General features: G+C 67.1%; 24 protein-coding genes, 3 tRNA genes and 1 pseudogene. 12 read left to right on the forward strand and 16 right to left on the reverse strand.

Going from position 1 to position 22,868, the window contains the following annotated elements; all coding sequences use genetic code 11:
- Nucleotides 1-1,293, forward strand: a pseudogene (locus tag WKF39_RS13790) (hypothetical protein); the annotation flags it as partial.
- Nucleotides 1,294-1,388: 95 nt separating this feature from the next.
- On the opposite strand, the gene WKF39_RS13795 reads toward WKF39_RS13790, so the two are convergent.
- Nucleotides 1,389-2,009 (reverse strand): FMN-binding negative transcriptional regulator, encoded by a 621-nt coding sequence (locus WKF39_RS13795; RefSeq protein WP_340389374.1) that lies wholly within the window; start codon nucleotides 2,007-2,009, stop codon nucleotides 1,389-1,391.
- A 22-nt stretch (nucleotides 2,010-2,031) separates the two neighbouring features.
- Nucleotides 2,032-2,328 carry a DUF503 family protein gene (locus tag WKF39_RS13800; RefSeq protein ID WP_340389376.1) on the reverse strand — a complete coding sequence of 99 codons (297 nt, stop codon included), beginning with the start codon at nucleotides 2,326-2,328 and terminating at the stop codon, nucleotides 2,032-2,034.
- 35 nt (nucleotides 2,329-2,363) lie between these two features.
- On the opposite strand from WKF39_RS13800, the gene WKF39_RS13805 reads away from it, so the two are divergent.
- Nucleotides 2,364-2,948 carry a hypothetical protein gene (locus WKF39_RS13805; protein ID WP_340389378.1) on the forward strand — a complete coding sequence of 195 codons (585 nt, stop codon included), beginning with the start codon at nucleotides 2,364-2,366 and terminating at the stop codon, nucleotides 2,946-2,948.
- Here WKF39_RS13805 and WKF39_RS13810 read toward each other — a convergent pair.
- From WKF39_RS13810 to WKF39_RS13835, 6 genes are all read right to left on the reverse strand, one after another.
- The gene (locus WKF39_RS13810) at nucleotides 2,945-3,799 is read right to left on the reverse strand and encodes an NAD-dependent epimerase/dehydratase family protein (protein ID WP_340389380.1); all 855 of its coding nucleotides are present in this window, start codon (nucleotides 3,797-3,799) and stop codon (nucleotides 2,945-2,947) included. The two genes, WKF39_RS13805 and WKF39_RS13810, sit on opposite strands and share 4 nt — an antisense overlap.
- Before the next feature lie 75 nt (nucleotides 3,800-3,874).
- On the reverse strand, nucleotides 3,875-4,138 hold the full coding sequence (locus WKF39_RS13815; protein ID WP_340389382.1) for a zf-TFIIB domain-containing protein: 264 nt from the start codon (nucleotides 4,136-4,138) through the stop codon (nucleotides 3,875-3,877).
- 135 nt (nucleotides 4,139-4,273) lie between these two features.
- Nucleotides 4,274-4,346 (reverse strand) — tRNA-Lys (locus WKF39_RS13820).
- 26 nt (nucleotides 4,347-4,372) lie between these two features.
- The gene (locus WKF39_RS13825; RefSeq protein ID WP_340389384.1) at nucleotides 4,373-5,920 is read right to left on the reverse strand and encodes an NAD(P)/FAD-dependent oxidoreductase; all 1,548 of its coding nucleotides are present in this window, start codon (nucleotides 5,918-5,920) and stop codon (nucleotides 4,373-4,375) included.
- On the reverse strand, nucleotides 5,910-6,590 hold the full coding sequence (locus WKF39_RS13830) for a DNA alkylation repair protein (protein ID WP_340389386.1): 681 nt from the start codon (nucleotides 6,588-6,590) through the stop codon (nucleotides 5,910-5,912). The genes WKF39_RS13825 and WKF39_RS13830 overlap by 11 nt, the downstream gene beginning before the upstream one ends.
- A gap of 22 nt (nucleotides 6,591-6,612) precedes the next feature.
- Nucleotides 6,613-7,278: a histidine phosphatase family protein gene (locus tag WKF39_RS13835; protein WP_340389388.1), complete on the reverse strand. Its 666-nt coding sequence runs from the start codon at nucleotides 7,276-7,278 to the stop codon at nucleotides 6,613-6,615.
- Nucleotides 7,279-7,355: 77 nt separating this feature from the next.
- On the opposite strand from WKF39_RS13835, the gene WKF39_RS13840 reads away from it, so the two are divergent.
- On the forward strand, nucleotides 7,356-9,110 hold the full coding sequence (locus WKF39_RS13840; protein WP_340389390.1) for a glycerol-3-phosphate dehydrogenase/oxidase: 1,755 nt from the start codon (nucleotides 7,356-7,358) through the stop codon (nucleotides 9,108-9,110).
- Nucleotides 9,107-9,859: a DUF4097 family beta strand repeat-containing protein gene (locus tag WKF39_RS13845; RefSeq protein ID WP_340389392.1), complete on the forward strand. Its 753-nt coding sequence runs from the start codon at nucleotides 9,107-9,109 to the stop codon at nucleotides 9,857-9,859. The genes WKF39_RS13840 and WKF39_RS13845 overlap by 4 nt, the downstream gene beginning before the upstream one ends.
- A gap of 35 nt (nucleotides 9,860-9,894) precedes the next feature.
- Here the strand turns inward: WKF39_RS13845 and WKF39_RS13850 are convergent.
- Nucleotides 9,895-9,970, reverse strand: a tRNA-His gene (locus tag WKF39_RS13850).
- A gap of 78 nt (nucleotides 9,971-10,048) precedes the next feature.
- Complete coding sequence (orn, locus tag WKF39_RS13855) at nucleotides 10,049-10,654, reverse strand: oligoribonuclease (RefSeq protein ID WP_340389394.1); 606 nt, start codon at nucleotides 10,652-10,654, stop codon at nucleotides 10,049-10,051.
- A 118-nt stretch (nucleotides 10,655-10,772) separates the two neighbouring features.
- On the opposite strand from orn, the gene WKF39_RS13860 reads away from it, so the two are divergent.
- Nucleotides 10,773-11,540 (forward strand): thioredoxin domain-containing protein, encoded by a 768-nt coding sequence (locus WKF39_RS13860; protein WP_340389396.1) that lies wholly within the window; start codon nucleotides 10,773-10,775, stop codon nucleotides 11,538-11,540.
- A 70-nt stretch (nucleotides 11,541-11,610) separates the two neighbouring features.
- Here the strand turns inward: WKF39_RS13860 and WKF39_RS13865 are convergent, their stop codons facing one another.
- The 3 genes from WKF39_RS13865 to WKF39_RS13875 are packed head-to-tail and all read right to left on the reverse strand — an operon-like array spanning nucleotide 11,611 to nucleotide 12,970.
- Nucleotides 11,611-11,970, reverse strand: a complete 360-nt coding sequence (locus WKF39_RS13865) for a CrcB family protein (protein ID WP_340389398.1) — start codon at nucleotides 11,968-11,970, stop codon at nucleotides 11,611-11,613.
- Nucleotides 11,967-12,347, reverse strand: a complete 381-nt coding sequence (locus WKF39_RS13870) for a CrcB family protein (protein ID WP_340389400.1) — start codon at nucleotides 12,345-12,347, stop codon at nucleotides 11,967-11,969. The genes WKF39_RS13865 and WKF39_RS13870 overlap by 4 nt, the downstream gene beginning before the upstream one ends.
- On the reverse strand, nucleotides 12,344-12,970 hold the full coding sequence (locus tag WKF39_RS13875; protein WP_340389402.1) for a LysE/ArgO family amino acid transporter: 627 nt from the start codon (nucleotides 12,968-12,970) through the stop codon (nucleotides 12,344-12,346). The genes WKF39_RS13870 and WKF39_RS13875 overlap by 4 nt, the downstream gene beginning before the upstream one ends.
- Before the next feature lie 71 nt (nucleotides 12,971-13,041).
- Between WKF39_RS13875 and WKF39_RS13880 the strand changes: the two genes are divergently transcribed.
- Nucleotides 13,042-13,929 (forward strand): LysR family transcriptional regulator ArgP, encoded by an 888-nt coding sequence (locus WKF39_RS13880; protein ID WP_340389404.1) that lies wholly within the window; start codon nucleotides 13,042-13,044, stop codon nucleotides 13,927-13,929.
- 104 nt (nucleotides 13,930-14,033) lie between these two features.
- Here WKF39_RS13880 and WKF39_RS13885 read toward each other — a convergent pair.
- Nucleotides 14,034-14,107: transfer RNA gene (locus WKF39_RS13885), tRNA-Arg, on the reverse strand.
- 55 nt (nucleotides 14,108-14,162) lie between these two features.
- Here WKF39_RS13885 and WKF39_RS13890 point away from each other — a divergent pair.
- The 5 genes from WKF39_RS13890 (at nucleotide 14,163) to ettA (ending at nucleotide 21,075) form a co-directional block, all read left to right on the forward strand.
- Nucleotides 14,163-15,344, forward strand: a complete 1,182-nt coding sequence (locus WKF39_RS13890) for a PrsW family intramembrane metalloprotease (protein ID WP_340389406.1) — start codon at nucleotides 14,163-14,165, stop codon at nucleotides 15,342-15,344.
- Between the two features lie 98 nt (nucleotides 15,345-15,442).
- Nucleotides 15,443-17,158, forward strand: coding sequence for a GTPase domain-containing protein (locus WKF39_RS13895; protein WP_340389408.1), 1,716 nt, complete (start codon nucleotides 15,443-15,445; stop codon nucleotides 17,156-17,158).
- Nucleotides 17,155-18,804 carry a GTPase gene (locus WKF39_RS13900; RefSeq protein ID WP_340389410.1) on the forward strand — a complete coding sequence of 550 codons (1,650 nt, stop codon included), beginning with the start codon at nucleotides 17,155-17,157 and terminating at the stop codon, nucleotides 18,802-18,804. The genes WKF39_RS13895 and WKF39_RS13900 overlap by 4 nt, the downstream gene beginning before the upstream one ends.
- Before the next feature lie 108 nt (nucleotides 18,805-18,912).
- The gene (locus WKF39_RS13905; protein WP_340389412.1) at nucleotides 18,913-19,353 is read left to right on the forward strand and encodes a single-stranded DNA-binding protein; all 441 of its coding nucleotides are present in this window, start codon (nucleotides 18,913-18,915) and stop codon (nucleotides 19,351-19,353) included.
- A 39-nt stretch (nucleotides 19,354-19,392) separates the two neighbouring features.
- Nucleotides 19,393-21,075, forward strand: coding sequence for an energy-dependent translational throttle protein EttA (ettA, locus tag WKF39_RS13910; protein WP_340389414.1), 1,683 nt, complete (start codon nucleotides 19,393-19,395; stop codon nucleotides 21,073-21,075).
- Between the two features lie 3 nt (nucleotides 21,076-21,078).
- Here ettA and WKF39_RS13915 read toward each other — a convergent pair whose 3' ends face one another.
- A complete protein-coding gene (locus WKF39_RS13915) occupies nucleotides 21,079-21,552 on the reverse strand; it encodes a MarR family transcriptional regulator (RefSeq protein WP_340389416.1) in 474 nt (157 codons plus the stop codon).
- 93 nt (nucleotides 21,553-21,645) lie between these two features.
- Between WKF39_RS13915 and WKF39_RS13920 the strand changes: the two genes are divergently transcribed.
- Nucleotides 21,646-22,194, forward strand: coding sequence for a YceI family protein (locus tag WKF39_RS13920; RefSeq protein ID WP_340389418.1), 549 nt, complete (start codon nucleotides 21,646-21,648; stop codon nucleotides 22,192-22,194).
- Nucleotides 22,195-22,219: 25 nt separating this feature from the next.
- Here the strand turns inward: WKF39_RS13920 and WKF39_RS13925 are convergent, their stop codons facing one another.
- On the reverse strand, nucleotides 22,220-22,834 hold the full coding sequence (locus WKF39_RS13925; RefSeq protein WP_340389420.1) for a TetR/AcrR family transcriptional regulator: 615 nt from the start codon (nucleotides 22,832-22,834) through the stop codon (nucleotides 22,220-22,222).
- Nucleotides 22,835-22,868 lie beyond the last annotated feature (34 nt).

Here is a 22,868-nt window from a genome sequence, read left to right on the forward strand (position 1 = left end):
GAAGAGCCACCGCCACCGCCACCCCCACCACCGCCCCCGGTCGAGGAGCCTCTCGTCGTCCAGAAGCAGGACCCGCCGCCGGTCGAGAACGACTCGCCGGTCGTCGAAGTGGAAAAGAAGGACCCGCCCGTCGACGATGACAAGAACAAGCCGAAGGACGACGAAGAAGAAGAGGTAGACGGCCAGGTTGTGGTGTGCAAGTTCACCACCACGCCGTCGGGTGTGCTGACCAACATCATCATCGTGAGCGCTAGCAGCCTGGGTGAGGGATTCATTGGTGAGTTCCCGTTCGATTTCGATGACGCGCAGGGCTCCTTTGCGCTTCGCTTCGCGGCCGATGGTGAGAAGGCCAAGGACATCTCCACTGACGCATGCGGTGAAGACCCGCCGCCGCCGTTTGACGAGTGCCCGGACATTGATGGCGATCAGCCTGAGGGCACCGATTGCGATGAGGGTGAAGAGAACGGCCAGCAGGTTGTGGTGTGCAAGTTCACCACCACGCCGTCGGGTGTGCTGACCAACATCATCATCGTGAGCGCTAGCAGCCTGGGTGAGGGATTCATTGGTGAGTTCCCGTTCGATTTCGATGACGCGCAGGGCTCCTTTGCGCTTCGCTTCGCGGCCGATGGTGAGCAGGCCAAGGACATCTCGATTGCCGTATGCGATGACGACCCGCCGCCGCCATTTGACGCGTGCCCGGACATCGATGGCGATCAGCCGAGGGGCACCGACTGCACGGTCGTCATCAAGGACCCGAAGGTCGTGGTGTGCAAGTTCACCGGGACGCCCCCGGGTGTGTTCAGCCACATCATCATCGTCAGCGCGAGCACCCTGGGCAAGGACTTCGTCGGCAAGTTCCCGTTCGACTTCCCCGACGCTCAGGATTCCTTCGCGTTCCGCTTCGCTGCCGAAGGTGAGCAGGCCAAGGACGTCTCGACGGCCGCATGCATCGACGACGACGACGGCGGCAAGGACCCTGTCAAGAACCCCCGGGTCCTTGACACCGACCCGGTCATCCGCGAACAGAAGCTGCTGCCCGACACGGGCGGTCTGCCGCTCTGGATGCTGCTCGTGGCAGGACCGATGACCGCCGCAGGACTTCTCGTCCTGATGCGTCGTCGTCCGGTGGACTACGCGTTCACGAGCGGAGGCGGCCCTGCGTACTCGTACTCGCTGTCGCTGCCCCCGGTCACGAAGGCCGTTCCGACTCCGGTCGAGACGGTCCCGGTGCGCGGCTTCCTCGCATCGCTGGTCGCCGCAGTCCGGTCCTTCTTCGGTGGAGGACGGCGCTGACCCTGCAGTAGTCACGGGGAGGGGAGTCGCTACGGCGGCTCCCCTCCTTGCGTCTGGATGACTGGGGCAGACTGGCCTTGCAGGTCAGCCAGCTTTTACCTGAGCCGATCCATGTCGGCCGCGACATCCGGGTCGCCGCCCTCGGCCCGTAGCCCCCTCACGACGCCGGCGCGGTCGGCCTCCGACCGGTTCTGGCTCAGCTTGGCCTTGGCCTCGACCCGATGAACCGTCAGCTCCAGACCGACGATCGCCTTGAGGTTCTTGTCGACGTACGGCGCCGGCGCATCGGTCACGGCCCATGGCTGCGCGCGTGGCTGCTCGTGGAGATCGGTCAGGCTCGTGACGGCTTCACGCACCCATTCGGCCTCGTCGTGCACGCGCGCCGTGCCGGTCAGGTGGACCGCAGAGTAGTTCCACGTCGGAACGACGCGGCCGTGCTCGGCCTTCGCGGCATACCAGGCCGGCGAGATGTATGCCTGCGGGCCGGCGACGATGGCCAGGAACGGCGCGTCGTGCCTGATCTCGCGCCAGTGGGGATTGGCCCGCGCGAAGTGGGCGATGAGCGTGCCGCCGTCCGCGCTCCACACGATGGGCAGCAGGGTCGCGAGGGGGGTGCCGCCAGGTCCCACCGTCACGATCTCCGCGCTGCCTATCGATTCCACGAATGCGCGGATGTCGTCCGGATCGTCCATGGCGTTGAAGCGTGGGATGTACACGCCACCAGCCTAGGCGTCCGGCTCAGGCGTCATCGCTGTTGCTGAGGCCGCGATGGGCCGACAGGAGCTCGATCTCCGGCCGCGCTGCGACAAAGGTCTCGACGGCGTCGAGCACGTCGATGACATGGCGGCTGTCTGCCGCCACCAGGCCGGCTCCCACCCTTGCTCTCCGGTGCAGGTCGAGGCTGCCGGTCTCGGCGGCCGAGACCGTGAACGTACGCCTGAGGTCCGCCACCAGTGGGCGGACGATCGAGCGCTTGGTCTTGAGCGAGTGCACGTCCCCGAGCAGCAGGTCGAACTCGATCCAGCCGATCCACATGCGTCGATCATGTCACCTGCTGAGAGGATCGTCGGGTGGTTTCACAGCTGGTGCGGCTCGTGGTCTCGTGCGCAATCCTCGGAGTTGGCGTGGCCATGCTGCTGATCGCGGCCTTGGGCTCGGACGGCTACTCCACGATGATCAACGGCCTCTCGCTCGCGCTCGATGCGAAGTTCTGGGTCGTCAATCTCATCGTCGGCGTCCTGTTCGTCGCGATGGCGTGGGCCCGTGGCCTCACCCCGGGGCTCGGCACGATCACGCAGCCGATCGTCGTGGGATTCGTGGTCTCCGGACTGCTGGACGCCTGCGCCGAGCCCGACAACCCGTGGTTGCGGGCGATGTTGCTCGCGCTGTCCTTCCCGGTGCTCGCGGTCGGCGTCGCCGGATATCTCGCAGTCGATGCGGGGGCCGGACCGACCGAGGCGGCAGCGTTGGCCTTCGACCCGCCGGTGCCGTTCAAGTGGAGCTACAGCGTCGTGCAGGGCGGTGGCGCGCTGGTGGGCTGGCTGCTTGGGGCCGCGGTCGGTCCCGGCACGGTCCTGGTCATCCTGCTGCTTGGTCCGCTCGTCGATCTGTTGTCCGCGCGATTCCCTCTGTTGTCGATCGATCGGAACGCCTAGGCAGCGTCGGAGTAGCCCGCCTTGAGCTGATCGATCAGGCTCGGCCGCGTCGGCTGCCAACCGAGCTCGGAGCGGGCGCGGTCGCCGCTCGCCTGCTGGTCGAGCAGCAGCGCCTCGCCGAATCCACCGAGCCGGTCGATCGTCGACTCGGGGCTCTCGGGCACCACCTCGACCGCGAGGGCCTCGCCGAGCTCACGAACCGTGGGGTTCTGTCCGCTGGCACCGATGTAGGTTCGGCCGCCGGGTGCCCGGTCCAGCGCACGAACGTAGAGGTCGGCCAGATCTTCGACGTGAACGGAGGTCCAGTGCTGGTGGCCACCTCCGAACAGCGGCATGGCACCGCCCTCGACCGAGGCGGCGAACATCGCTGGGATGCCCTTGCCATGCCCGTAGACGACGGCGGGCTGCACGACCGACGCCTTGACGGCGGAGTCCAGCAGTCGCTGCTCGCCGGACGTCCGCCACTGCGAGAGCGGAGGCGCATCGAGTGCGCTGATCTCGGTGATCGCGGGGTTGTTGCCATAGGTCCAGATGCCGCCGGTGTGCACGAATGGCTTGGTCGTGCCGCCGAACGCATCGATCACGGCGTCGAGGACGGCATCGTTGAGCGCTGGGTCCTTGTCATCGCTGCCGGCCGCGGTGTGAATCGCCCCGTCATGGCCGCGGAGCTCTGAGGCGAGCCAGTGCGCATCGAACAGATCGCCGATGATGCCGGTCGCGCCCGCGTCCTGCACCTTGAGTGAGGACCTCTGACTACGCACGATCGCAGTGACCTGGTGGCTCTCGGCGACCAGGCGTTCGAGGACAGCTGATCCGATGAAACCGGTTCCCCCGGTGAGCAAGATCTTCATGGCTGGCTCAACTGTGCCTGCTGCGGTGTTATTCCGTGACGCGGCCCGCATCGAGTCGCGGTGCACCGTCTCGGCTCACTCGAACAGCTCGGTGAGCCAGTGCTCCTTCTTCTTCTTGCGGTAGGGCTGCGGCGGTCGTGAACGATCGTCGTAGCGGGGCTCGTTATGGTGCTGCTGCGGCGCAGGAGCCTGCGCGGGCGCATCATGTGTCGCACGGTCGAGGATCTTGTCGAGCTCACCGCGGTCGAGCCAGACACCGCGGCAGTCGGGGCAGTAGTCGATCTCGATGCCGGAACGTTCACTCATCACGAGGGTGGCATTGTCGGTCGGACACTTCATGGATGAATCCTCTCTTTGCCCGCCCAACTAGCGGGAAGGCCGAGGAGTTCCCGGCTGTGGCGTGGGCCACGCTGCCGGGCACGAACCCCGGGTATGAGCAAAGGCCCCGTTCGGCGAGGAACGGGGCCTTCACAGTGCGGCAACAGGGACTCGAACCCCGAACCCGCTGATTAAGAGTCAGCTGCTCTGCCAATTGAGCTATTGCCGCGAAGCGGGTGCAACGTTATCAGCCGCTCAGGGTCGATCCATAATCGGGAGACCCTCGAGGATCGCGTGAGCGGCGTTGTGTCCTGCGATGCCGCTGACGGCGCCACCCCGGCGCGCACCGCTGCCGCACATCACGACCCGCGGCAGGCCCGTGGACACGCCCCAACGCTCCATCGGGCCGGGGGCTGTTTCGCCTTCCTCGAGCCATGGCCACTGCAGGTCGCCGTGGAAGATGTGGCCTCCCGGCATGGCCAGCGCCTCCTCGATCTGGGCAGGCGTCTTGTGCTCGACGCCGAGGATCAACGGCTCGATGGGCTCCTCGAGGTGCGTGTTGATCGCGGTGAGGAACTGCTCATAGGCCTGATTGGCGGCGGCCTCGTCCGGCAACACCCCGTAGGGGGTGTGCAGACCGAAGTACGTCAGAGTCTGGGCGGCGGTGCCGGCGAGCTCGGAGCCGAGGATCGAACGGTCGGTCAGGGTGTGGCAGTAGAGCTCGCCGGAGGCGAAGTCCGGCAACGCCCCGCCTGCAGCCTCGGCCCATGCGGCCTCGAGCTGGCTCATCGACTCACCCAGGTGGAACGTGCCCGCGAAGGCGATCGCGGGATCCATGCCGGACTTCAGGCGGGGCAGACGCGAGACGAGCAGGTTGATCTTGAACTGTGAACCCGACGGCTTGGTCGGGACTGGGCGTGACAGGAGTCGCGCGAGGGCATACGGCGCCACCCCGCTGAGCGCCCAGTCGGCATCGATGACGAAGCCGTCGCCGCACACCGTCACACCGGTGTCGCGGGCATCGATGCCGTCGACCTCGCAGTTGGTTCGGATGTCGACGCCGGCCTCACGGGCGACTCGCTCGAGCTCCGCGGTGACGGCGCCCATGCCGCCGACGGGCACCCGCCACTCACCGGTGCCGTTGCCGATCAGGTGGTAGAGGAAGCACTTGTTCTGCACCAGTGTCGGGTCGTGGAGCGAGGCGAACGTGCCGATCAGGGCGTCGGTGCCGACGACGCCGCGGATGAGGTCGTGCGCGAAGCGCCGCTCGATCGCGGTGCCGATCGGCTCGTCGACCAGATCGGTCCAGATCGCCATGTCGACCTGATCCCGCAGATCGCCGATGTGGGGGAGCGGACGCAACAGGGTCGGCGCGATTGCTCCGGCGACGGTCGCGACCTCGGCATAGAACTGGCGCCATGCGGCGAGCTCGTCGCCTGAGCCGGTGAGCACATGGAAGGACTCCTCGGTCGCCTCGCCCGCAACCGTCTCCACGAGCAGGCCGCCGCCGGCGTAGGGCGTGTAGGACGCGGTGTCCCGCGACCGCAGCTCGAGTCCGAGCCCGAGGTCGGCGATCAGGTCCTCGGGCATCAGGCTGACGAGGTAGGAGTAACGCGACAGCCGGGCATCCAGGCCGTCGAACACGTCGGCGCTGATCGCCGCGCCTCCGACATGCTCGAGTCGCTCCAGAATCGTCACGCCGAGTCCGGCACGCGCGAGATAGGTCCCGGCGACGAGCGCGTTGTGACCACCCCCGACGATGACGACGTCACGGCGCTCGTTGGGCCCAGGCTCATCCGACATGCTTCAACGCCTCCCGTCTCGACAGACCACTGAGTCGATCCTCGCGCAATGTGACGAATGTGCGCACCCATTCGGGATTCACCCGCGCGTAGTCGCGCAACGCCCAGCCGATCGCCTTGCGGACGAAGAACTCCCGATCGGCGGCATTCGGCTCGATGACCTGGGTCAGCAAGGTCGTGTCGACCCGGTCCTTGCGGCCGAGCTGGCTGATGATCGCGAGCCTGCGCAACCAGATGTCATCCGTGACGCTCCAGCGGCGTACGACGGCCGCCGCCTCTTCGGGGTGGGTGTCGTGCAGGGATGCGATGCGTTGCGTCAGGTCGTCGACGTGATCCCACCAGGCGCCGGTCGTGGCCAGGTGCTCGAACAGCGGGACCAGCTCCGGCCGTCCCCTGGCGATCTTCAGCGCCAGCAGCCCGCTCGCGGCGTAGCGCTCCTCGCGGAAGGCCGCCTCATCCCACAACGTTCGCACCGCGGTCTCGAGCTCAGCCAGGCTCGGCACCGGGTGGTCCCTCGCAGCGGTCCTGGTGATCGATCGCACCACCGGCATCCGCACCCCGCGGTAGGGCATGGCTGACTTCATGTAGGCCTGCATACCCGGTGCACGCTCAGGATCTGCCGCGCTGCGCAACGCATCCCGAATCGTCGATACGAGGGGAGCGACGCTCATGCCAGCAGGGTACGGGCCGCGATCAGTCCTCCAGGGGCTCCGAGGCGGGGCTGTGATCGGAGGTGACGCCCATGGCCGCAGCTTCGGTGACGCTTTCGCCTAGCCACGACGCGACCTCCCAGCCGGTCGCGGTCGATCCGTCGACCATCACGATGCCGGTGTTGACGACGTAGTGGTTGCTGACGAAGTCGAGGTCGACATTGCTCGTGCGCGTCGCGCACCAGGCGCGGATCACTGCCCCGTGACTCACCAGCGCAACGGTCTCGACGCCCAACGCCTCGGCCTCGGCGACGACCCCGTCGAAGCGGCCGATCACCTCGTGACCGCTTTCGGCGCCCGGCATGCGTACGTCGAGGTCGCCCCCGCACCAGGCCAACAGGGTGTGGACGTATTGATGGACCGAGTCGGCGTCGGTGTTGCCCTCGACATCGCCGGCGGCGATCTCCCGGATCCCGTCGCGTTCGGCCGGCTCGACGCCGATCGCCGCAGCGAGCGGTGCCGCAGTCAGGTGCGTACGCACCATGGACGACACGAAGATCGCGTCGATGGGCGACTCGGCAAGTGCGTCGACGAGCTGCGCGGCCTGCTCGTGACCCAGTGCCGTGAGTCCGGGGCCCGGGACGGTGGATTCGAGCACACCCTCGACATTGGCCGGTGTCTGGCCGTGGCGGATGAGGATCAGGCGCATGCTCTGAGCCTATGGCTCCCCACCCACCCGACCCCATGCGAGTCGACCGGCAGCCGGGCGGCTGATTGACTGGACCCATGCGATCGGTAGCCCTGTCACCTCAAAACCGCCAAGCCGCTCTCGACGCGATGGCAGCCACACCGCTCGACATCCTGGTGATCGGTGGTGGTGTGGTCGGGGGTGGTTCTGCCCTCGATGCCGCCACCCGTGGGTTGTCGGTCGGTCTGGTCGAGGCGCGTGACCTCGCTTCGGGGACGTCGAGCCGTTCGAGCAAGCTGATGCACGGAGGTCTGCGCTATCTGGAGATGCTGGACTTCCGGCTCGTCGCCGAGGCGTTGAAGGAGCGTGGGCTCAACCTCCAGAAGCTCGCGCCACACCTGGTCCGCGAGGTCGGATTCCTCTATCCGCTCACGCATCGGGTGTGGGAGCGCTTCTATGCCGGCGCAGGCGTCGCGCTGTACGACGCGATGAGCAAGGCCTCGGGATATGGCCACGGTGTGCCGCTGCACCGCCACCTGACCCGCCGAGGCGCGCGCCGCATGATGCCTGCGCTGAAGAAGGAGGCGCTGGTCGGCGCCCTCCACTACTACGACGGCCAGGTCGACGATGCGCGGCACACGATGTTCCTGTCCCGGACCGCAGCGGCATACGGCGCACACGTCGCCACCCGCACCCGCGTCGTCGGACTCCTGCGCGAGGGTGACCGGGTCACCGGCGCCACCGTCAGGGACCTGGAGTCGGGCAAGGAGTTCGACATCCGCGCCAAGCAGGTCATCAACGCCACGGGGGTGTGGACCGATGAGACGCAGGCGCTGACGTCCGAACGTGGTCAGTTCCACGTGCGGTCGAGCAAGGGTGTGCACCTGGTGGTGCCGCGTGATCGGATCCGCAGCGAGACCGGGCTGATCCTACGCACGGAAAAATCGGTGCTGTTCGTCATCCCGTGGGGTCGGCACTGGATCATCGGCACGACCGACACCGACTGGTCGTTGTCCAAGGACCACCCGGCCGCGAGCCGCAACGACATCGACTATCTGCTCGACCACGTCAACACGGTCCTGGTCGAGCCGTTGACCCACGCCGACGTCGAGGGTGTCTTCGCCGGCCTGCGACCGCTGCTTCACGGGGAGGACGAGGCGACCAGCAAGCTGTCCCGCGAGCACGCAGTCGGCACGAGCGTCAAGGGTCTGGTCGTGATCGCCGGCGGGAAGTACACGACCTACCGGATCATGGCCAAGGACGCGGTCGATGCCGCCGTCCACGGCATGGCAAGCCAGCTGGATCGCACGGTCCCGGAGTCGTGCACCGAGGATGTCCCGCTGCTCGGGGCCGACGGCTACGAGGCAGTGTGGAACCAGCGTCAGATGCTTGCGACCGCCAGCGGGATGGGGGTGGGCCGCATCGAGCACCTGCTGCAGCGCTACGGATCGCTGACCCACGAGCTGCTCGACCTGATCGCCGAGCGACCCGACCTCGCCGAGGCGCTCACGGGAGCCGATGACTACCTGCGCGCCGAGATCGTCTATGCCGCGACGCACGAGGGTGCCCGCCACCTGGACGACGCGATCGCCCGACGCACGCGCATCTCGATCGAGACATTCGACCGGGGGACCGATGTCGCCGTCGAGGTCGCCGAGCTCATGGCCGGCGTCCTCGGCTGGACCGATGCACAGCGCGACAACGAGGTCGACCACTACCTCAAGCGGGTCGAGGCCGAGCGCGAGAGCCAGACCATGCCCGACGACGAGACCGCAGACGCCGCGCGCATGGGTGCCGACGACGTCGTGCCCATCTCGACGACGGCGACCAGCCCAGCGAAGTCCGCGTCGTGACGGCCGAGGAGACCGTCGCCGACTACGACGTACGCTCGCCGGCCTCACGCACCCTGATGACCGTCATCGGCACGATCGTGGCCGTCGTGCTCGTCGGGGGGCTCGTGCTGGGCGCGTCGATCCTCAAGCGCGACACGACGGTCTCGACGAGCGTCGTCGAGGTGGGAGGCTCGGCCCAGCTCGTGATCGACGCCGGGGCGGCCGACGTGCGCCTCGTGAAAGGTGCGGAGGACGTCGTCAGGATCCGCTCCCGCATCACCTCCGGCCTGCGCAAGACCGAGTTCCAGCTCGGCCGACGTGCGGACGAGATCAAGATCGCCGCGGCGTGCCAGGCCTGGCTCTCGCCGGGCTGTGGTGTCTCCGCGACGCTCGAGATACCCGAGGGGCTGCCGGTCGTCGTCAAGACCACGACGGGCGACGTCGTTGCCGACTCGATCGTCGAAGGCGTGCTCACGGTGACTTCTGGCAGCGGCGACATCTCGGTCCGGGGCATCGAGGTCGACGAGTTCTCGGCCAACACCGGCTCGGGCGACATCCGCGCGTCCTTCGCCTCCCAGCCGTTCGGGTTCAAGGCCATGACCGAGAGTGGTGACATCCGCGCCATGGTGCCGACCGGCGAACGGACGTATGCCATCACGGTCAAGTCCGATTCGGGCGAGGTGTCAAACGATCTCAGGTCGGACCGGGCTGGCGAGGGCATTCTGCGGGCCACGACGGGCAGCGGTGACATCACGCTCTGGAGCGAATGACAAGACCCCCGGTCCGGACGGAACGGGGGTCTTCGTGGGGTGGATGACGGGACTTGAACCCGCGGCCACCGGCACCACAAGCCGGTGCTCTACCAACTGAGCTACACCCACCACGCGCGCCGGGCATGCGCCCGACACGGCGTCGGTCAGTCTAACGCAGGCCTGCAGGTGCTCAGACCGTGGCCGGGGCTAACGCGTGATGGATCCGGCCACCTCGGCGGCGATGGCCTTGGCGGTCTCGGTGTCGATGCCCGGATCGGGCGTGAACACGGCCCGCCGGTAATAGCGCAGCTCCTCGATGCTCTCCTGGATGTCGACCAGGGCGCGGTGGTGGCCGGCCTTGGCGGGCGCGGCGAAATAGGCTCGTGGGAACCACTGTCTGGCGAGCTCCTTGATCGAGGAGACATCGATGACTCGGTAGTGGAGCCAGCCCTCGAGCTCGGTCATGTCGCGGGCGAGGAACGCGCGATCCGTGCCGATCGTGTTGCCCGCCATCGGGGCCTTGCCGGGCTCCTTGACGAACTCGCGGACATACGTCAGCACCTGCTCCTCGGTCTCGCGGAGGCTCAGGCCGGCCTCGAGCTGGGTCAGCAGCCCCGAGCCGGTGTGCATCTCGCGGACGAAATCGTTCATCTGGTCGAGCGCTGCTGCAGGAGGCTTGACGATCAGGTCGATCCCGTCGCCGAGGACGTTGAGGTCGAAATCGGTGACCAGCGCGGCCACCTCGACCAGCGCATCGGCCTCGAGGGAGAGCCCGGTCATCTCACAATCGATCCATACCAGCTTGTCATTCACGTCCCGCACCTTACTGCGCCTCACGGACACCGCCCTTCGGGCGGGCCGGTAAGGTCGACTGGAACCCTCAGCCAGTGAGCCGCGTTGGTCAGATGACCGCCCGACCCAGGAGTAATCAGTGAGCAACGACCGCCAGCAGCGCGCCGCCCGTGCCGAGCAGATGCGCAAGGAGCGCGAGAAGGCCGACAAGAAGCAGCGCAACTTCATCACTCTTGCGATCGTCACTGTCGTCATCGCACTGATCGCGGTCGGCGGTTACGCAATCAAGACCACCAGCGACAAGAACAAGTCTGAGACCGAGGTCATCAACCCGGTCAACATCAAGAAGGACTCCTTTGGCGTCGTCTACGACACCGACGTGGTGACCGGCACGCCTGCGACGAACCCGGTGAGCGTCACCGTCTATGAGGACTTCCAGTGCCCCGCGTGCCGCTCGTTCGAGGAGCAGAGCGGTCCGTTCCTGGATGCCGCGGTCGCCAAGGGAGAGATCACGGTGGAGTACCGACCGATCTCGTTCCTCGACGAAGCCAGTGGCGGCAACCGCTACTCCAGCCGATCGGGCAGTGCTGCCATGTGCACGCTCGACAAGGGTGGCGTCGACGCGTTCAAGAAGATGCACGCGATCCTGTTCGCCAACCAGCCCGAGGAGGGGACCAACGGCATGGAGGATCCTGCGCTGATCGACCTCGCCAAGCAGGCCGGGGTCACGGGAATCGACTCCTGCGTCAAGACTGAGCGGTTCGTCCCGTGGATCGAGGCAGCCACAGAGGCATCGCGTGATGCCAAGGTCTCAGCGACTCCAACGGTCCTCATAGACGGCAAGGCCATCGAGACGCCATCCGCAGCGAACCTCCAGAAGGCCATCGACGCCGCCAAGAAGGCCTAGCTACCCGCCTCCCCGCTGGGAGTGACGCTTTTGAGGAAGCGACCCGCGTGTCGCCTCAAAAACGTCACTCTCAGCGGAGGGCGCGGCCGAGGGCATAGCCGCATGACGCCGCGGCAACGCTCAGCACCAGCATCCCGACGGCGTTGAGGGTCGCGACGCCATAGCGGCGGTCGAGCGCCAGGCGCGCGGTCTCGACGCTCGCGGTGCTGAAGGTCGTGTAGCCGCCGAGGAAACCGGTTCCGGCGACCGTCTGCCACCCGTTGCCTGCACCGAGGCCGAGCAGCAGACCCAGCAACAATGAGCCGCTGGCGTTGATCAGCAGGGTGGACCAGGGCAGCGGGCTCGAAACGCGGGGCCGCAGCCAGGCGTCCAGCGAGTAGCGGGTGCCGGCGCCGAGGCCGCCGGCAAGCGCCATGAGCAGAGGCGTCATCGGATCATCGCTCGGGCGGTCACGATGCCGGCGAGTGCTGCCAGCAGGCCTGCGAGGACCGACCCGCCGGCATAGGCCAGGCCGAGGGCCACGTGCTCACCGCGCAGCAGAGCGTCGGTCTCGACGGCGAGGGCGCTGTATGTCGTGTAGCCGCCGAGCAGGCCCGTGCCGAGCAGAAGCCGCCACTGATCGGCTGACGTGGTCTGCTCGCGTACGAGCAACACCACCAGGAGCGCGCCGAGGGCAAAGGAACCTGTCATGTTGACCAGGAACGTGGCCAGTGGGAACTGGAGGCCCGGGTCGAGCACCTCGGCGATGCCATGGCGGCTCAGGGTGCCTGCGGCGCCACCGACGGCGACCAGGATGAATGGCCTCATCCCTCCATTAGACCGTGCAGCAGGCTGAGCGCGATCGCCACCATGATCACGGCGATCACTGCGTCGAGGATCCGCCAAGCCATCGGCCGGGCAAACAGGGGTCGCAGGAATCGGGCGCCGAAGCCGAGCGCCGCGAACCAGATGACCGACCCGAGCGCAGCCCCGAGTCCGAACCACCAGCGCTCGTCCCCGTATGACCCGGCAACCGATCCGAGCAGCAGGATCGTGTCGAGATAGACGTGAGGATTGAGCCAGGTCAGTGCCATCGCGGTGGCGACGGTCGACCACAGCGAAGCCGCGGCGCCCGAGATCTCCGGATCGATGGCTCCGGGCCGGAGAGCGCGTCGAGCCGCGATCACGGCATAGGCCAGCAGGAAGATCGCGCCGCCGATCCGCATCCCGTCGATGAGCCACGGGGCGAGCTCCAGGAGCCCGCCGATGCCGGCGATGCCGAGCCCGATCAGGATGACGTCGGAGATCGCGCAGATCGCCACGACCGCCAGCACGTGCTCGGCGCGCAACCCTTGGCGCAGGACGAATGCGTTCTGGGCGCCGATCGCGATGATGAGAGACAGGCCGAAGCCGATCCCGCCGAGCGCAGCGACGAGAGCAGCGTGATCCATGTGGTCAATCCAAGTCGACCGAATCACTTAAGACCAGTTCATGTTTGTGATGACGGATTAGCATTGCTGATGTGGCTACAGCAGATCCCGACCTTGCACAGCTGCGCGCCCTCGCGGCCGTCATCGACGAAGGCTCATTCGATGCTGCCGCGTCTGCGCTGCATCTGACCCCGTCAGCGGTGAGCCAGCGGATCAAGTCCCTGGAGCAATCTGCCGGCCGGGTGCTCATACGCCGTGCCAAGCCCGCCGAACCCACCGAAGCGGGGCACGCCTACCTCCGGCTGGCCCGGCAGGTCGAGTCGCTGGTCCAGGAGGTTCGGGCGACCGCAGATCCCGCGGAGCATCGGCCGCCCACCATCCCGCTGGCGATCAACGCCGATTCGCTGGCGACGTGGGTGCTCCCTGCGCTGTCCCGACTGGCCGGAACGGCATACTTCGACATCCGCCGCGAGGACCAGGGCCACACGGCCGACCTGCTTCGCGCGGGGACCGTCATGGCCGCGATCACCTCGGCTGCCGCTCCCGTGCAGGGCTGCAGGTCGACCCGGCTCGGGACCATGCGTTATCGCCCGATGGCCACCCCCGACTTCGTGGCGCAATGGTTGTCCGGCGGGACCAACGCGATGAGCCTCGCCCGCGCGCCGGTCGTGGTCTTCGATCGCAAGGATGATCTCCAGGATGAATATCTTCGTCAGCTGAGCCGCCGGCGCCTCGATGCGCCTCGGCAGCATGTGCCATCGTCGGTCGAGTTCGCCGCGGCAGTCGGCCTCGGCCTCGGGTGGGGCATGCTGCCCGATGCCCAGTCGCTCGAGGACGAGCGCGCCGGGCGACTGGTCTGCATCGACCCCGGTCGCCACGTGGACGTGACGCTCTACTGGCAGCAGTGGACCCTCCAGACCCCGGCGCTCGCGGCCACTGCGCAGGCGATCCGCGAAGCCGCGGCGCAGCACCTGACCTGAGAGGCGCCGGCTCCCCTCCCCGCTGGGAGTGACGCATTTGAGGCAGCGACCCGCGTGTCGCCGCAAAAGTGTCACTCCCAGCGGGGAGGGGTGGGATCACGAAGTGCGCCCGGCAGGATTCGAACCTGCGACCTAGAGATTAGAAGGCTCTTGCTCTATCCGGCTGAGCTACGGGCGCCCGGCGCAAGCCTATCTGCGCAGGTCGTCACCCATGTATGCCCTACGATTTGCGGGTGACAGAGACGACTGCCGCCGCCATCCCAGCCGTGCTGCCGAAGTATCGCGAGGCGATCCGCCAGCGGGGGCGTACCCCACTGCTGGTCCTGTTCATCGTGATCGCGATCCTGGGGATCGCCGGCGGGGTCTTCATCTCGCTCAACGCAGGCGACCCCGCGGGTGCCGGTCTGTCGATCTTCCTCGCGATCGCGCCGCTGCCGTTGCTGTGGCTCGTCTACTGGTGGCTCGACCGCTATGAGCCCGAGCCGCGTCGCTACAAGTTCGCCGCGTTCGTGTGGGGCGGAGTCATCGCGGTGGCGATAGCTCTCGCGCTCGAGATCTGGATCCAGAAGACGTGGGATCTCAGTGACAAGAAGATGGCGTCGTTCATCGCGCCGCTCGCCGAGGAGCCGGCCAAGTGCCTGTTCCTCATCCTGACCTTCGCCCGCGCACGCCGGGTGATTGACGGATTCCTCGACGGCCTGATCTATGCCGGCATCGTCGGCCTCGGCTTCGCCTTCGTGGAGAACATCGGCTACTACGCCGCCAGCTATCTGGGATCACCCGACATCCAGGTCGCCGGCGCGGACGGCGCCACGACGACCTTCGTGGTTCGCGGTCTCTTCAGCCCGTTCGCGCACCCGCTGTTCACATCGGCCTTCGGCATCGCGATCGGCCTGGCGGTCGCACGCAAGTCAAAGGTCCTCAAGGTCCTGATAGCCTCCGTCGGCCTGGCCGTCAGCATCGCCCTGCACGCGCTGTGGAACGGCTCGCTGAGCTATGGCGGCGGCCTCGGGTTCTTCCTGGCCTACCTCGCGCTGGCCGTCGTGCTGATCGCGGTCGCGGTCCTGGCGGTCATCGTCCGCAACCGCCAGGTCAAGATCCTCGAGCGATCCCTGTCGTACGTGGCACAGCGCGGGTGGATCCACCCGGCCGAGATCCCCTATCTCTCACGCTTCGGGCACCGCAAGGCCGCTCTGCGCTACGCCAAGGGCAACGGCGGCAAGGCTGGTGGCCGGATCGTCAAGCGCTATCAGCAGCTGGCGACGGAGATGGCCTTCCTGCACGATGCCATGATGAGCGGACGGACCATCCCAAGGGGAGTCGAGCGCACCTACGCGCTGCTCGACGCGATGTATGCCCTGCGGCCGGGTTTACGATTCCCGCCGGCACTGCAAAACACGGCCCGTCACTTCTGATCCCGCGCGGCGCGACGTGCGGCGGCGAAGTCGCACTCCGTCCACTAATCTGTGCCTAGATCCATCCGCACAGTTCATCGACGACGAAAGGAGCACCAGTGGCCAGCGAACACGCTTCGGCCGAGCTCCTTGGCGCGATGGGCAAGCTCCTCATCACGGTGCGCGATGTCAACCTCCGACTCGAGGTCGACGGCGCCGCGGCCTCTCGCGACACGCAGGCCAAGGTGACGGACCAGCTGTCGGACTACGTGCTCCCGCGGCTCGTGCAGCTCGATGCGCCCCTCCTGACGGTTGTCGGGGGTTCGACCGGTGCCGGCAAGTCCACGCTGGTCAACTCGCTCGTGGGGGAGCGCGTCACCGAGTCCGGCGTCCTGCGTCCGACCACCCGTTCTCCGGTGCTCGTGCACCATCCAGATGACGCCGAGTGGTTCAAGCCCGACCGAATCCTGCCCGATCTGCCCCGCACCGACGTGCCGAGCAATGACACCTACGCCCTGCGGCTCGCCTCGTCCGACAAGATCCCGCGTGGCCTCGCGATCCTCGATGCACCCGATGTCGACTCGATCGACCAGGGCAACCGCGAGCTCGCGGCCCAGCTCCTCGCCGCTGCTGATCTGTGGCTGTTCGTCACCTCTGCAGCCCGCTATGCCGATCAGGTCCCGTGGGACTATCTCCGCCAGGCATCCGAGCGCAGCACGTCGGTGGCAGTCGTCCTCGACCGCACGGGCAATGACGCCGTCATGGAGGTGCGCGGTCACCTGGCCCGGATGATGACGTCCCGGGGCCTGTCCGACTCGCCGCTGTTCACGGTTCCAGAGTGCGGCCTTGACGTCGACGGGCTGCTACCGCGCGAAGCGGTCTCGCCGATCGTGGTCTGGCTGCATGAGCTCGCCGCGGATCCGGCGGCCCGCCAGATGGTGGTGGTCCGTACGCTCGACGGCGCGGTGCGCCATGTCGTGCTGCGCACCCACGACGTGGCAGACGCCATGGACGCTCAGATCGCGGCCTCCGAGGCCCTCCACGCCAGCATCGAGACGATCCATCGCAAGGCCCTCTCGACGTTCGCGACACAGAGCGCCGACGGCACCCTCCTGCGCGGCGAGGTTCTCGCGCGCTGGCAGGAATTCGTCGGCACGGGTGAGCTGGTGCGCTCCGTCGAGGACAAGGTCAGCCGCATCCGCGGCCGATTCGTCGACGGGGTGACGGGCAAGCGGACCCGCGCGACAGAGGTCATCGAGGCCATCGAGACCGGGTTGCACATGCTGCTCCTCGAGCAGGCCGAGGCCGCTGCCGAGGCCGCTTCCCGCTCCTGGGCGACCAACACCGCGGGTCGTGCGCTGCTGGACTCCAATCGCGGGATCGACCGAGCCTCACGTGACTTCCGGGTCCGTGCCGAACGCACGGTCCACGACTGGCAGCAGGCCGTGCTCGAGCTCGTGCGGGTCGAAGGGGCCGACAAGCGGATGACGGCAAAGTTCCTCGCCTTTGGGGTCAACGGCATCGGCGTCGCGCTGATGATCGTGATGTTCTCGCGCAAGGGCAAGGGAACCGAAGCCGGCGGCACTGCCGCCTTGGGCAACAAGCTCCTCAACGCGATCTTCGGTGAGAGCGTCGTGGTCACCCTCGTCGGCCAGGCGCAGGCCGACCTCGAGTCGCGGGTCGCCGGGCTGTTCGAAGGCGAGATGCAGCGCTACCTCGACCTGGTCGAGAGCCCCGACACCGTCAAGGCACACCAGACCGTCCTCCGCGAATCGGCGCGTCAGGCCGAATACGCTCGGCATTCAGACTTCCTGAATGGAGAGATGACGCCATGACCTCGCAGGGAGACGCCGCCGAAGCAGTGTTCGGCGGTGGGCGCAATGATGTCGCCGCCCGGATCGACGGACTGACCGAAGCCGTCAACGCCGGCCGAGGGCGTATCGACGATGAGATCCTTGCGCCGGCCGAGATGCTGTCGGGCCGGGCCGCCGAGCGGCTCAAGCTCTCGGGCGACCACACGATCGTGGCACTCGCGGGCGCCACCGGATCGGGCAAGTCCTCATTGTTCAACTGTCTGACCGATCTCGAGCTCGCCGGCGTCGGTGTCCGCCGCCCGACGACGTCGTGGGCCCTCGCCTGCGCCTGGGGCCCGGACGGGGCGCAGGGCCTGCTTGAGTGGATGGGCATTCCTGCCCGTCATCAGGTGTCCCGGATGAGCATGCTCGACCACTCTGCCGACGACACCAAGCTCGACGGGCTCGTGCTGCTCGACCTGCCGGATCACGACTCGACCGAGGTGTCGCACCACCTCGAGATGGATCGGCTGATCACGTACGCCGACGTACTCGTGTGGGTCCTCGATCCCCAGAAGTATGCCGACGCGGCGATCCACGACCGCTACATCCGGCCGATGGCGGCCTACGCGGATGTCACGGTGGTCGTGCTCAACCAGATCGACCGCATCCCGTTCGAGCAGCGCGAACGCGCGCTCGCCGACGTCAAGCGCATCCTCGCCGAGGAGGGCCTGCCCGATGTCACGGTGATCGGGGTGTCCGCGACGCGGGGCGACGGCGTCGACGACCTCAAGCGAGAGATGGCGTTGCGCATCCGCGCCAAGTCCTCGGCCAAGGCCCGGCTTGCCTCGGACATCTCTGCGGCGGCCGGTGTCATCGCACAGGTCGGTGGAACCAGCGACGCGCCCGGCCTCACACCGACCGACCGTCAGGCCCTCGACGAGGCGTTGGTGGGTTGCGCCGGCGTCCCCCCGATCGTCGATGCGATCGCATCATCCAATCGGCGCCGCGCCGCGCAGTTCACCGACTGGCCGGTCGCCCAATGGTTGCGCCGGCTCAGGAAGGATCCGTTGGAGGAGCTGGGTCTGGGCAGCGACCTGTCGATCTCGTCGCTGGCTCGCGCGGCGGTCCCCGAGGCCGGACACGTCCAGCGTGCCAAAGCCGAGCTCGCCATCCGTGACGCGGCTGACAAGGCGGCGGTCGGCCTCGAGAGGCCATGGCGCGACTCGATCCGCGACGCCTCCAACCCCGCCGGCGACGACATCATCGACGCGTTCGACCACGCGATTCGCCAGACCAGCCTGGGAGTGGCCCGACCGGCCGCCTGGTGGCGCGTCGCCCAGGTCGTCCAGATCCTGCTCTTCATCGCCATGATCGCCGGCTTCGGCTGGCTCGCGGCCCAGGGAGTCAGCGAGCTTGCTTCATTCGAGCTGCCTGACCTCGGCGAGGCCGCCGGGTTCCCGGTGGCAGCCGTGGTGGCTGGCGGTTCGTTGCTCGCGGGCCTCGCGATCTCGGTGCTGTCCCGCATTGCCGCTCGGATAACCGGGCGCCGCAAGGCCCGCCACGCCGACCGCGAGCTGCGCGACGCGATCGACGGGGTGACGGCCGAGCGGGTCATTGCGCCCATCCAGGTCGAGCTCGACTCCTATGCGAGCTATCGCGCGGGTATTCTCACCGCACTCGCCTGAGCATCCACAGCTCTCACCGCCCGGGCGATGATCCACAGCCGGTCTCGGAGGTGGTGACTGAGACCCCAACCGGCGCGAGTCTGGAGCTCCACTATCAAGGAGTCTCCGATGTCCAACGACAACACCATGACCTTCCGTGGGCGAGTCGGCACCAAGGTTGAGCTGCGCGAAGGCAATGTCCCGTGGATCCTGTTCCGTGTCGCGTCGACGCCGAGCTATTTCGACCAGGCGACCCGCACGTGGCGCGATCTCGAGACGATCTGGATATCCGTCAAGGCATGGCGCGGGCTCGCCCAGAACGTCGCTGAGTCGCTCGAGGTCGGCGATCCGATCGTCGTGATCGGCAAGGTCCGCACCGAGCGGTGGACGAGCCAAGAGGGTCAGGCGCGTGAGAGCACGGTGCTCGAGGCCACGCTGATCGGCCACGACCTGACCTGGGGCGTCACCCGACTGCGTCGCGTCGATCGCCAGCACCCCGTTGCGCCCGCGTCTGACGACGGCACGGCTGCAGCTCTGCAGGAGCTGGAGAGGGACGATGCCGCCGCCTGAGGGGACTCGACGCAGGCGGGTGCCGGTAGGCTGGTGCATATGGCCGACTACGTTTTCACCCTCCGCAACGTCCGCAAGAAGCTCGGCGAAAAGCTCGTGCTCGACGACGTCACGCTGTCGTTCCTCCACGGTGCCAAGATCGGCGTCGTCGGGCCCAATGGCACCGGCAAGTCGACGCTGTTCAAGATCATGGCCGGCATGGAGCAGGCCAACAACGGCGATGCGATCAAGGACCCCGAGGCGTCCGTCGGCATCCTGCTGCAGGAGCCCCCACTGACCGAGGGCAGGACCGTCCTTGCGAATGTCGAGGAGGCCGTGGGGGAGATCAAGGGCAAGATCGACCGGTTCAACCAGATCAGCGAAGAGCTCGCCGATCCCGACGCCGACTACGACACGCTCCTGCCGGAGATGGGTGAGCTGCAGACCGACCTGGATCACGCCAATGCGTGGGACCTCGACGCCCGCCTGGCCCAGGCCATGGACGCGCTGCGGTGCCCGCCACCGGACGAGCTCGTGGATCACCTCTCCGGCGGTGAGCGTCGTCGTGTCGCTCTGTGCAAGCTGTTGCTGCAGCAGCCCGACCTGCTCCTGCTCGACGAGCCCACCAACCACCTGGACGCCGAGAGCGTGCTGTGGCTCGAGCAGCACCTTGCGTCATACCCCGGTGCCGTCCTCGCGATCACGCACGATCGCTACTTCCTCGACAATGTCGCCGAATGGATCCTCGAGCTCGACCGCGGCAAGACCCACCCCTACGAGGGCAACTACTCGACATATCTGGAGACCAAGCAGGCCCGACTCGTCGTCGAGGGCAAGAAGGACGCCAAGCGCGCCAAGATCCTGGCCAAGGAGCTCGAGTGGGTCCGCTCCAACGCCAAGGCCCGTCAGGTCAAGAACCAGGCCCGCCTCGGACGCTACGAAGAGATGGCCGCGGAGGCCGAGCGTGCCCGCAAGCTCGATTTCGAGGAGATCAACATCCCGGCCGGGCCGCGACTGGGCGATGTCGTCCTCAACGCCACGGAGCTGCACAAGAGCTTCGGTGATCGTGAGCTGTTCGACGGCCTGACCTTCGACCTGCCGCGCGCGGGCATCGTGGGTGTGGTTGGTCCCAACGGCGTGGGCAAGTCGACCCTGTTCCGCATGATCGTCGGCGAGGAGAAGCCAGACGAAGGCGCACTCGAGGTCGGCAAGACCGTCAAGATCTCCTATGTCGACCAGGGCCGCGGGGGCATCGACGACAACCTCAACGTGTGGCAGCTTGTCTCAGGCGAGCTCGACTTCATCAAGGTCGCCAACTTCGAGGTCCCGAGCCGCGCCTACGTCGCCTCGTTCGGCTTCAAGGGCCCCGACCAGCAAAAGCAGGTCAAGGTGCTCTCGGGCGGAGAGCGCAACCGGCTCAACCTGGCGCTCACCCTCAAGATGGGCGGCAACCTGTTGCTGCTCGATGAGCCGACCAACGACCTGGATGTCGAGACGCTGCAGTCTCTCGAGGACGCTTTGCTGGACTTTCCCGGCTGTGCCGTCGTGGTCTCGCACGACCGGTGGTTCCTGGATCGCGTCGCAACCCACATCCTCGCGTGGGAGGGCAACGCCGACAACCCGGCCCGCTGGTTCTGGTTCGAGGGCAACTTCGCCGACTACGAGATCAACAAGGTCGAGCGGCTGGGCGAGGAAGCTGCGCGTCCGCACAGCGTGACCTATCGCAAGCTGACTCGCGACTGAGCCTCAGAAGTTCTTGCCGTGTAGGGCTTCCACGACGTTTTGCATCACGCGCCCCATCGCGACGAAGTCCGCGGCGTCGGCATTCTCGATCAGGTAGTCGTGCACACCCTGGACATGGGTGTGCGCGGCAGCCTCGAGCACGCTGAAGCCGTGGTCGGTCAGGACCGCGGACACGCCTCGGCCGTCCTCGGAGCACTGACCGCGTACGACGATGTTCTCGCGCTCGAGCCGGGCGATGGTGTGGGTGACCCGGCTTCGTGAATGCGCCACGGCTGCCGCGAGCTCGGCCATGCGGATGGAACGGCCGGGTGCCTCGGACAGACGGACGAGGATCTCGTACTCGGGCACCGAGAGCCCGTGGGTCGCGCGGAGGTCGCGATCGAGCCGGTCCATCAGGACTGTCGTGCCGCCGAGGAAGGAGCGCCACACGCGCTGCTGCTCCGGGGTCAGCCAGGGGGTGGCGGTCTTCGTCTCCATGTGAGGCAGCCTACTGCGTGATTGTTGATTGAATCCTTAATTGCGTGCTACTGTCTAGTTGAACGATCAACTACATGACTTCGAGGAGCGCACATGACCACTGCCACAGCAGTCACCACCGGAACCTGGACGATTGACCCGACGCACACCGAGATCGGCTTCTCGGTTCGTCACCTGGTGTCCAAGGTCCGGGGCAAGTTCACCGGATTCGAAGGCACCGTCGTCACTGCCGACGACGTCTCTGCCTCCAGCGTCACCGTGGCGGTCGACCTGAGCACGATCGACACCGGCACCGCAGGCCGCGACGATCACCTGCGTTCAGCCGACTTCTTCGATGTCGAGAGCAACCCGACGATGACCTTCGTCTCGACCGGCATCGTGCAGAAGAGCGACAGCGACTTCATCGTTGCGGGCGACTTGACGATCAAGGGCATCTCCAAGCCGGTCGAGCTCGCGACCGAGTTCCTCGGCGAGGGTGGCGACCCGTGGGGCGGCACCCGTGTCGGGATCGAGGCGTCCACCGAGATCAGCCGCAAGGAGTTCGGCATCGACTTCAACATGCCGGTCGAGGGCGCGGACAAGCTCATGATCGGCGACAAGATCTCGATCCACATCAACGCTGAGGCCGTCCTTCAGGCCTAGACGGGGTGGGCCCCCTTCGCTTCGCTCACGCCCCTCGTGCCTCGGGGCTGAGGGGCGGAGGAAACGAGGTCCGAAGGGTCATCCGCACCGCCAGATCGGCGTGCAGCGTGGCCAGCTCGTGCCCGGAGCGTGATCCGCCCGGCTCGAACCAGCGCACGAGGTCGACGCCCAGCGACAGCAGCGAAAAGGCCGTGCCGGGCACGTCCTCCACATCCAGGATGCCCTGGTCGACTCCGTCGGCCAGGGCATCTTGCATGGCCCGCTCGATGCTGCGGCGATACGTCGCGACCTCGGCCCGGTGTTCGTCGGTGAGGGCGTGGTACTCGTACTGCACGATGCGACCGACCCGGCTGTTGTCGGCATGCCAGAGGCTGAAGTCGTAGACCATGGCACGCAACCGCTCGATCGGCTCAGCGCTTGACCGCGCCGCTGCTGTGATGACGTCCAGCGCGTGGCGGTGGCCGTTGAGGCTGACGGTGAACAGCAGGCTCTCCTTGGAGTCGTGGTGCACGTAGACCGCCGCCGGGCTCATGCCCGCGCGCGACGCGATGTCCCGCGTCGTCGTGCCGGCGAAGCCCTTCTCAGCGAATGCCTCGACCGCTGCGTTGATGAGTCGTTCGCGGGCCGTGATGGTCCTCATGCCTCCACCTCCTTCAGTTGACAGCATGACGGAG

The sequence above is a fragment of the Aeromicrobium sp. genome (assembly GCF_037719875.1).
GTDB lineage: Bacteria > Actinomycetota > Actinomycetes > Propionibacteriales > Nocardioidaceae > Aeromicrobium.

Bases quoted from the DNA above. Each gene is read 5' to 3' on its own strand.
- WKF39_RS13800 (WP_340389376.1), bottom strand. From the start codon at position 2,328: ATGTGGATCGGCTGGATCGAGTTCGACCTGCTGCTCGGGGACGTGCAC.
- WKF39_RS13810 (WP_340389380.1), bottom strand. From the start codon at position 3,799: ATGAAGATCTTGCTCACCGGGGGAACCGGTTTCATCGGATCAGCTGTC.
- WKF39_RS13815 (WP_340389382.1), bottom strand. From the start codon at position 4,138: ATGAAGTGTCCGACCGACAATGCCACCCTCGTGATGAGTGAACGTTCC.
- WKF39_RS13825 (WP_340389384.1), bottom strand. From the start codon at position 5,920: ATGTCGGATGAGCCTGGGCCCAACGAGCGCCGTGACGTCGTCATCGTC.
- WKF39_RS13830 (WP_340389386.1), bottom strand. From the start codon at position 6,590: ATGAGCGTCGCTCCCCTCGTATCGACGATTCGGGATGCGTTGCGCAGC.
- WKF39_RS13835 (WP_340389388.1), bottom strand. From the start codon at position 7,278: ATGCGCCTGATCCTCATCCGCCACGGCCAGACACCGGCCAATGTCGAG.
- WKF39_RS13840 (WP_340389390.1), top strand. From the start codon at position 7,356: ATGCGATCGGTAGCCCTGTCACCTCAAAACCGCCAAGCCGCTCTCGAC.
- WKF39_RS13865 (WP_340389398.1), bottom strand. From the start codon at position 11,970: ATGACGCCTCTGCTCATGGCGCTTGCCGGCGGCCTCGGCGCCGGCACC.
- WKF39_RS13870 (WP_340389400.1), bottom strand. From the start codon at position 12,347: ATGAGGCCATTCATCCTGGTCGCCGTCGGTGGCGCCGCAGGCACCCTG.
- WKF39_RS13875 (WP_340389402.1), bottom strand. From the start codon at position 12,970: ATGGATCACGCTGCTCTCGTCGCTGCGCTCGGCGGGATCGGCTTCGGC.
- WKF39_RS13900 (WP_340389410.1), top strand. From the start codon at position 17,155: ATGACCTCGCAGGGAGACGCCGCCGAAGCAGTGTTCGGCGGTGGGCGC.
- WKF39_RS13905 (WP_340389412.1), top strand. From the start codon at position 18,913: ATGTCCAACGACAACACCATGACCTTCCGTGGGCGAGTCGGCACCAAG.
- ettA (WP_340389414.1), top strand. From the start codon at position 19,393: ATGGCCGACTACGTTTTCACCCTCCGCAACGTCCGCAAGAAGCTCGGC.
- WKF39_RS13915 (WP_340389416.1), bottom strand. From the start codon at position 21,552: ATGGAGACGAAGACCGCCACCCCCTGGCTGACCCCGGAGCAGCAGCGC.
- WKF39_RS13920 (WP_340389418.1), top strand. From the start codon at position 21,646: ATGACCACTGCCACAGCAGTCACCACCGGAACCTGGACGATTGACCCG.
- WKF39_RS13925 (WP_340389420.1), bottom strand. From the start codon at position 22,834: ATGAGGACCATCACGGCCCGCGAACGACTCATCAACGCAGCGGTCGAG.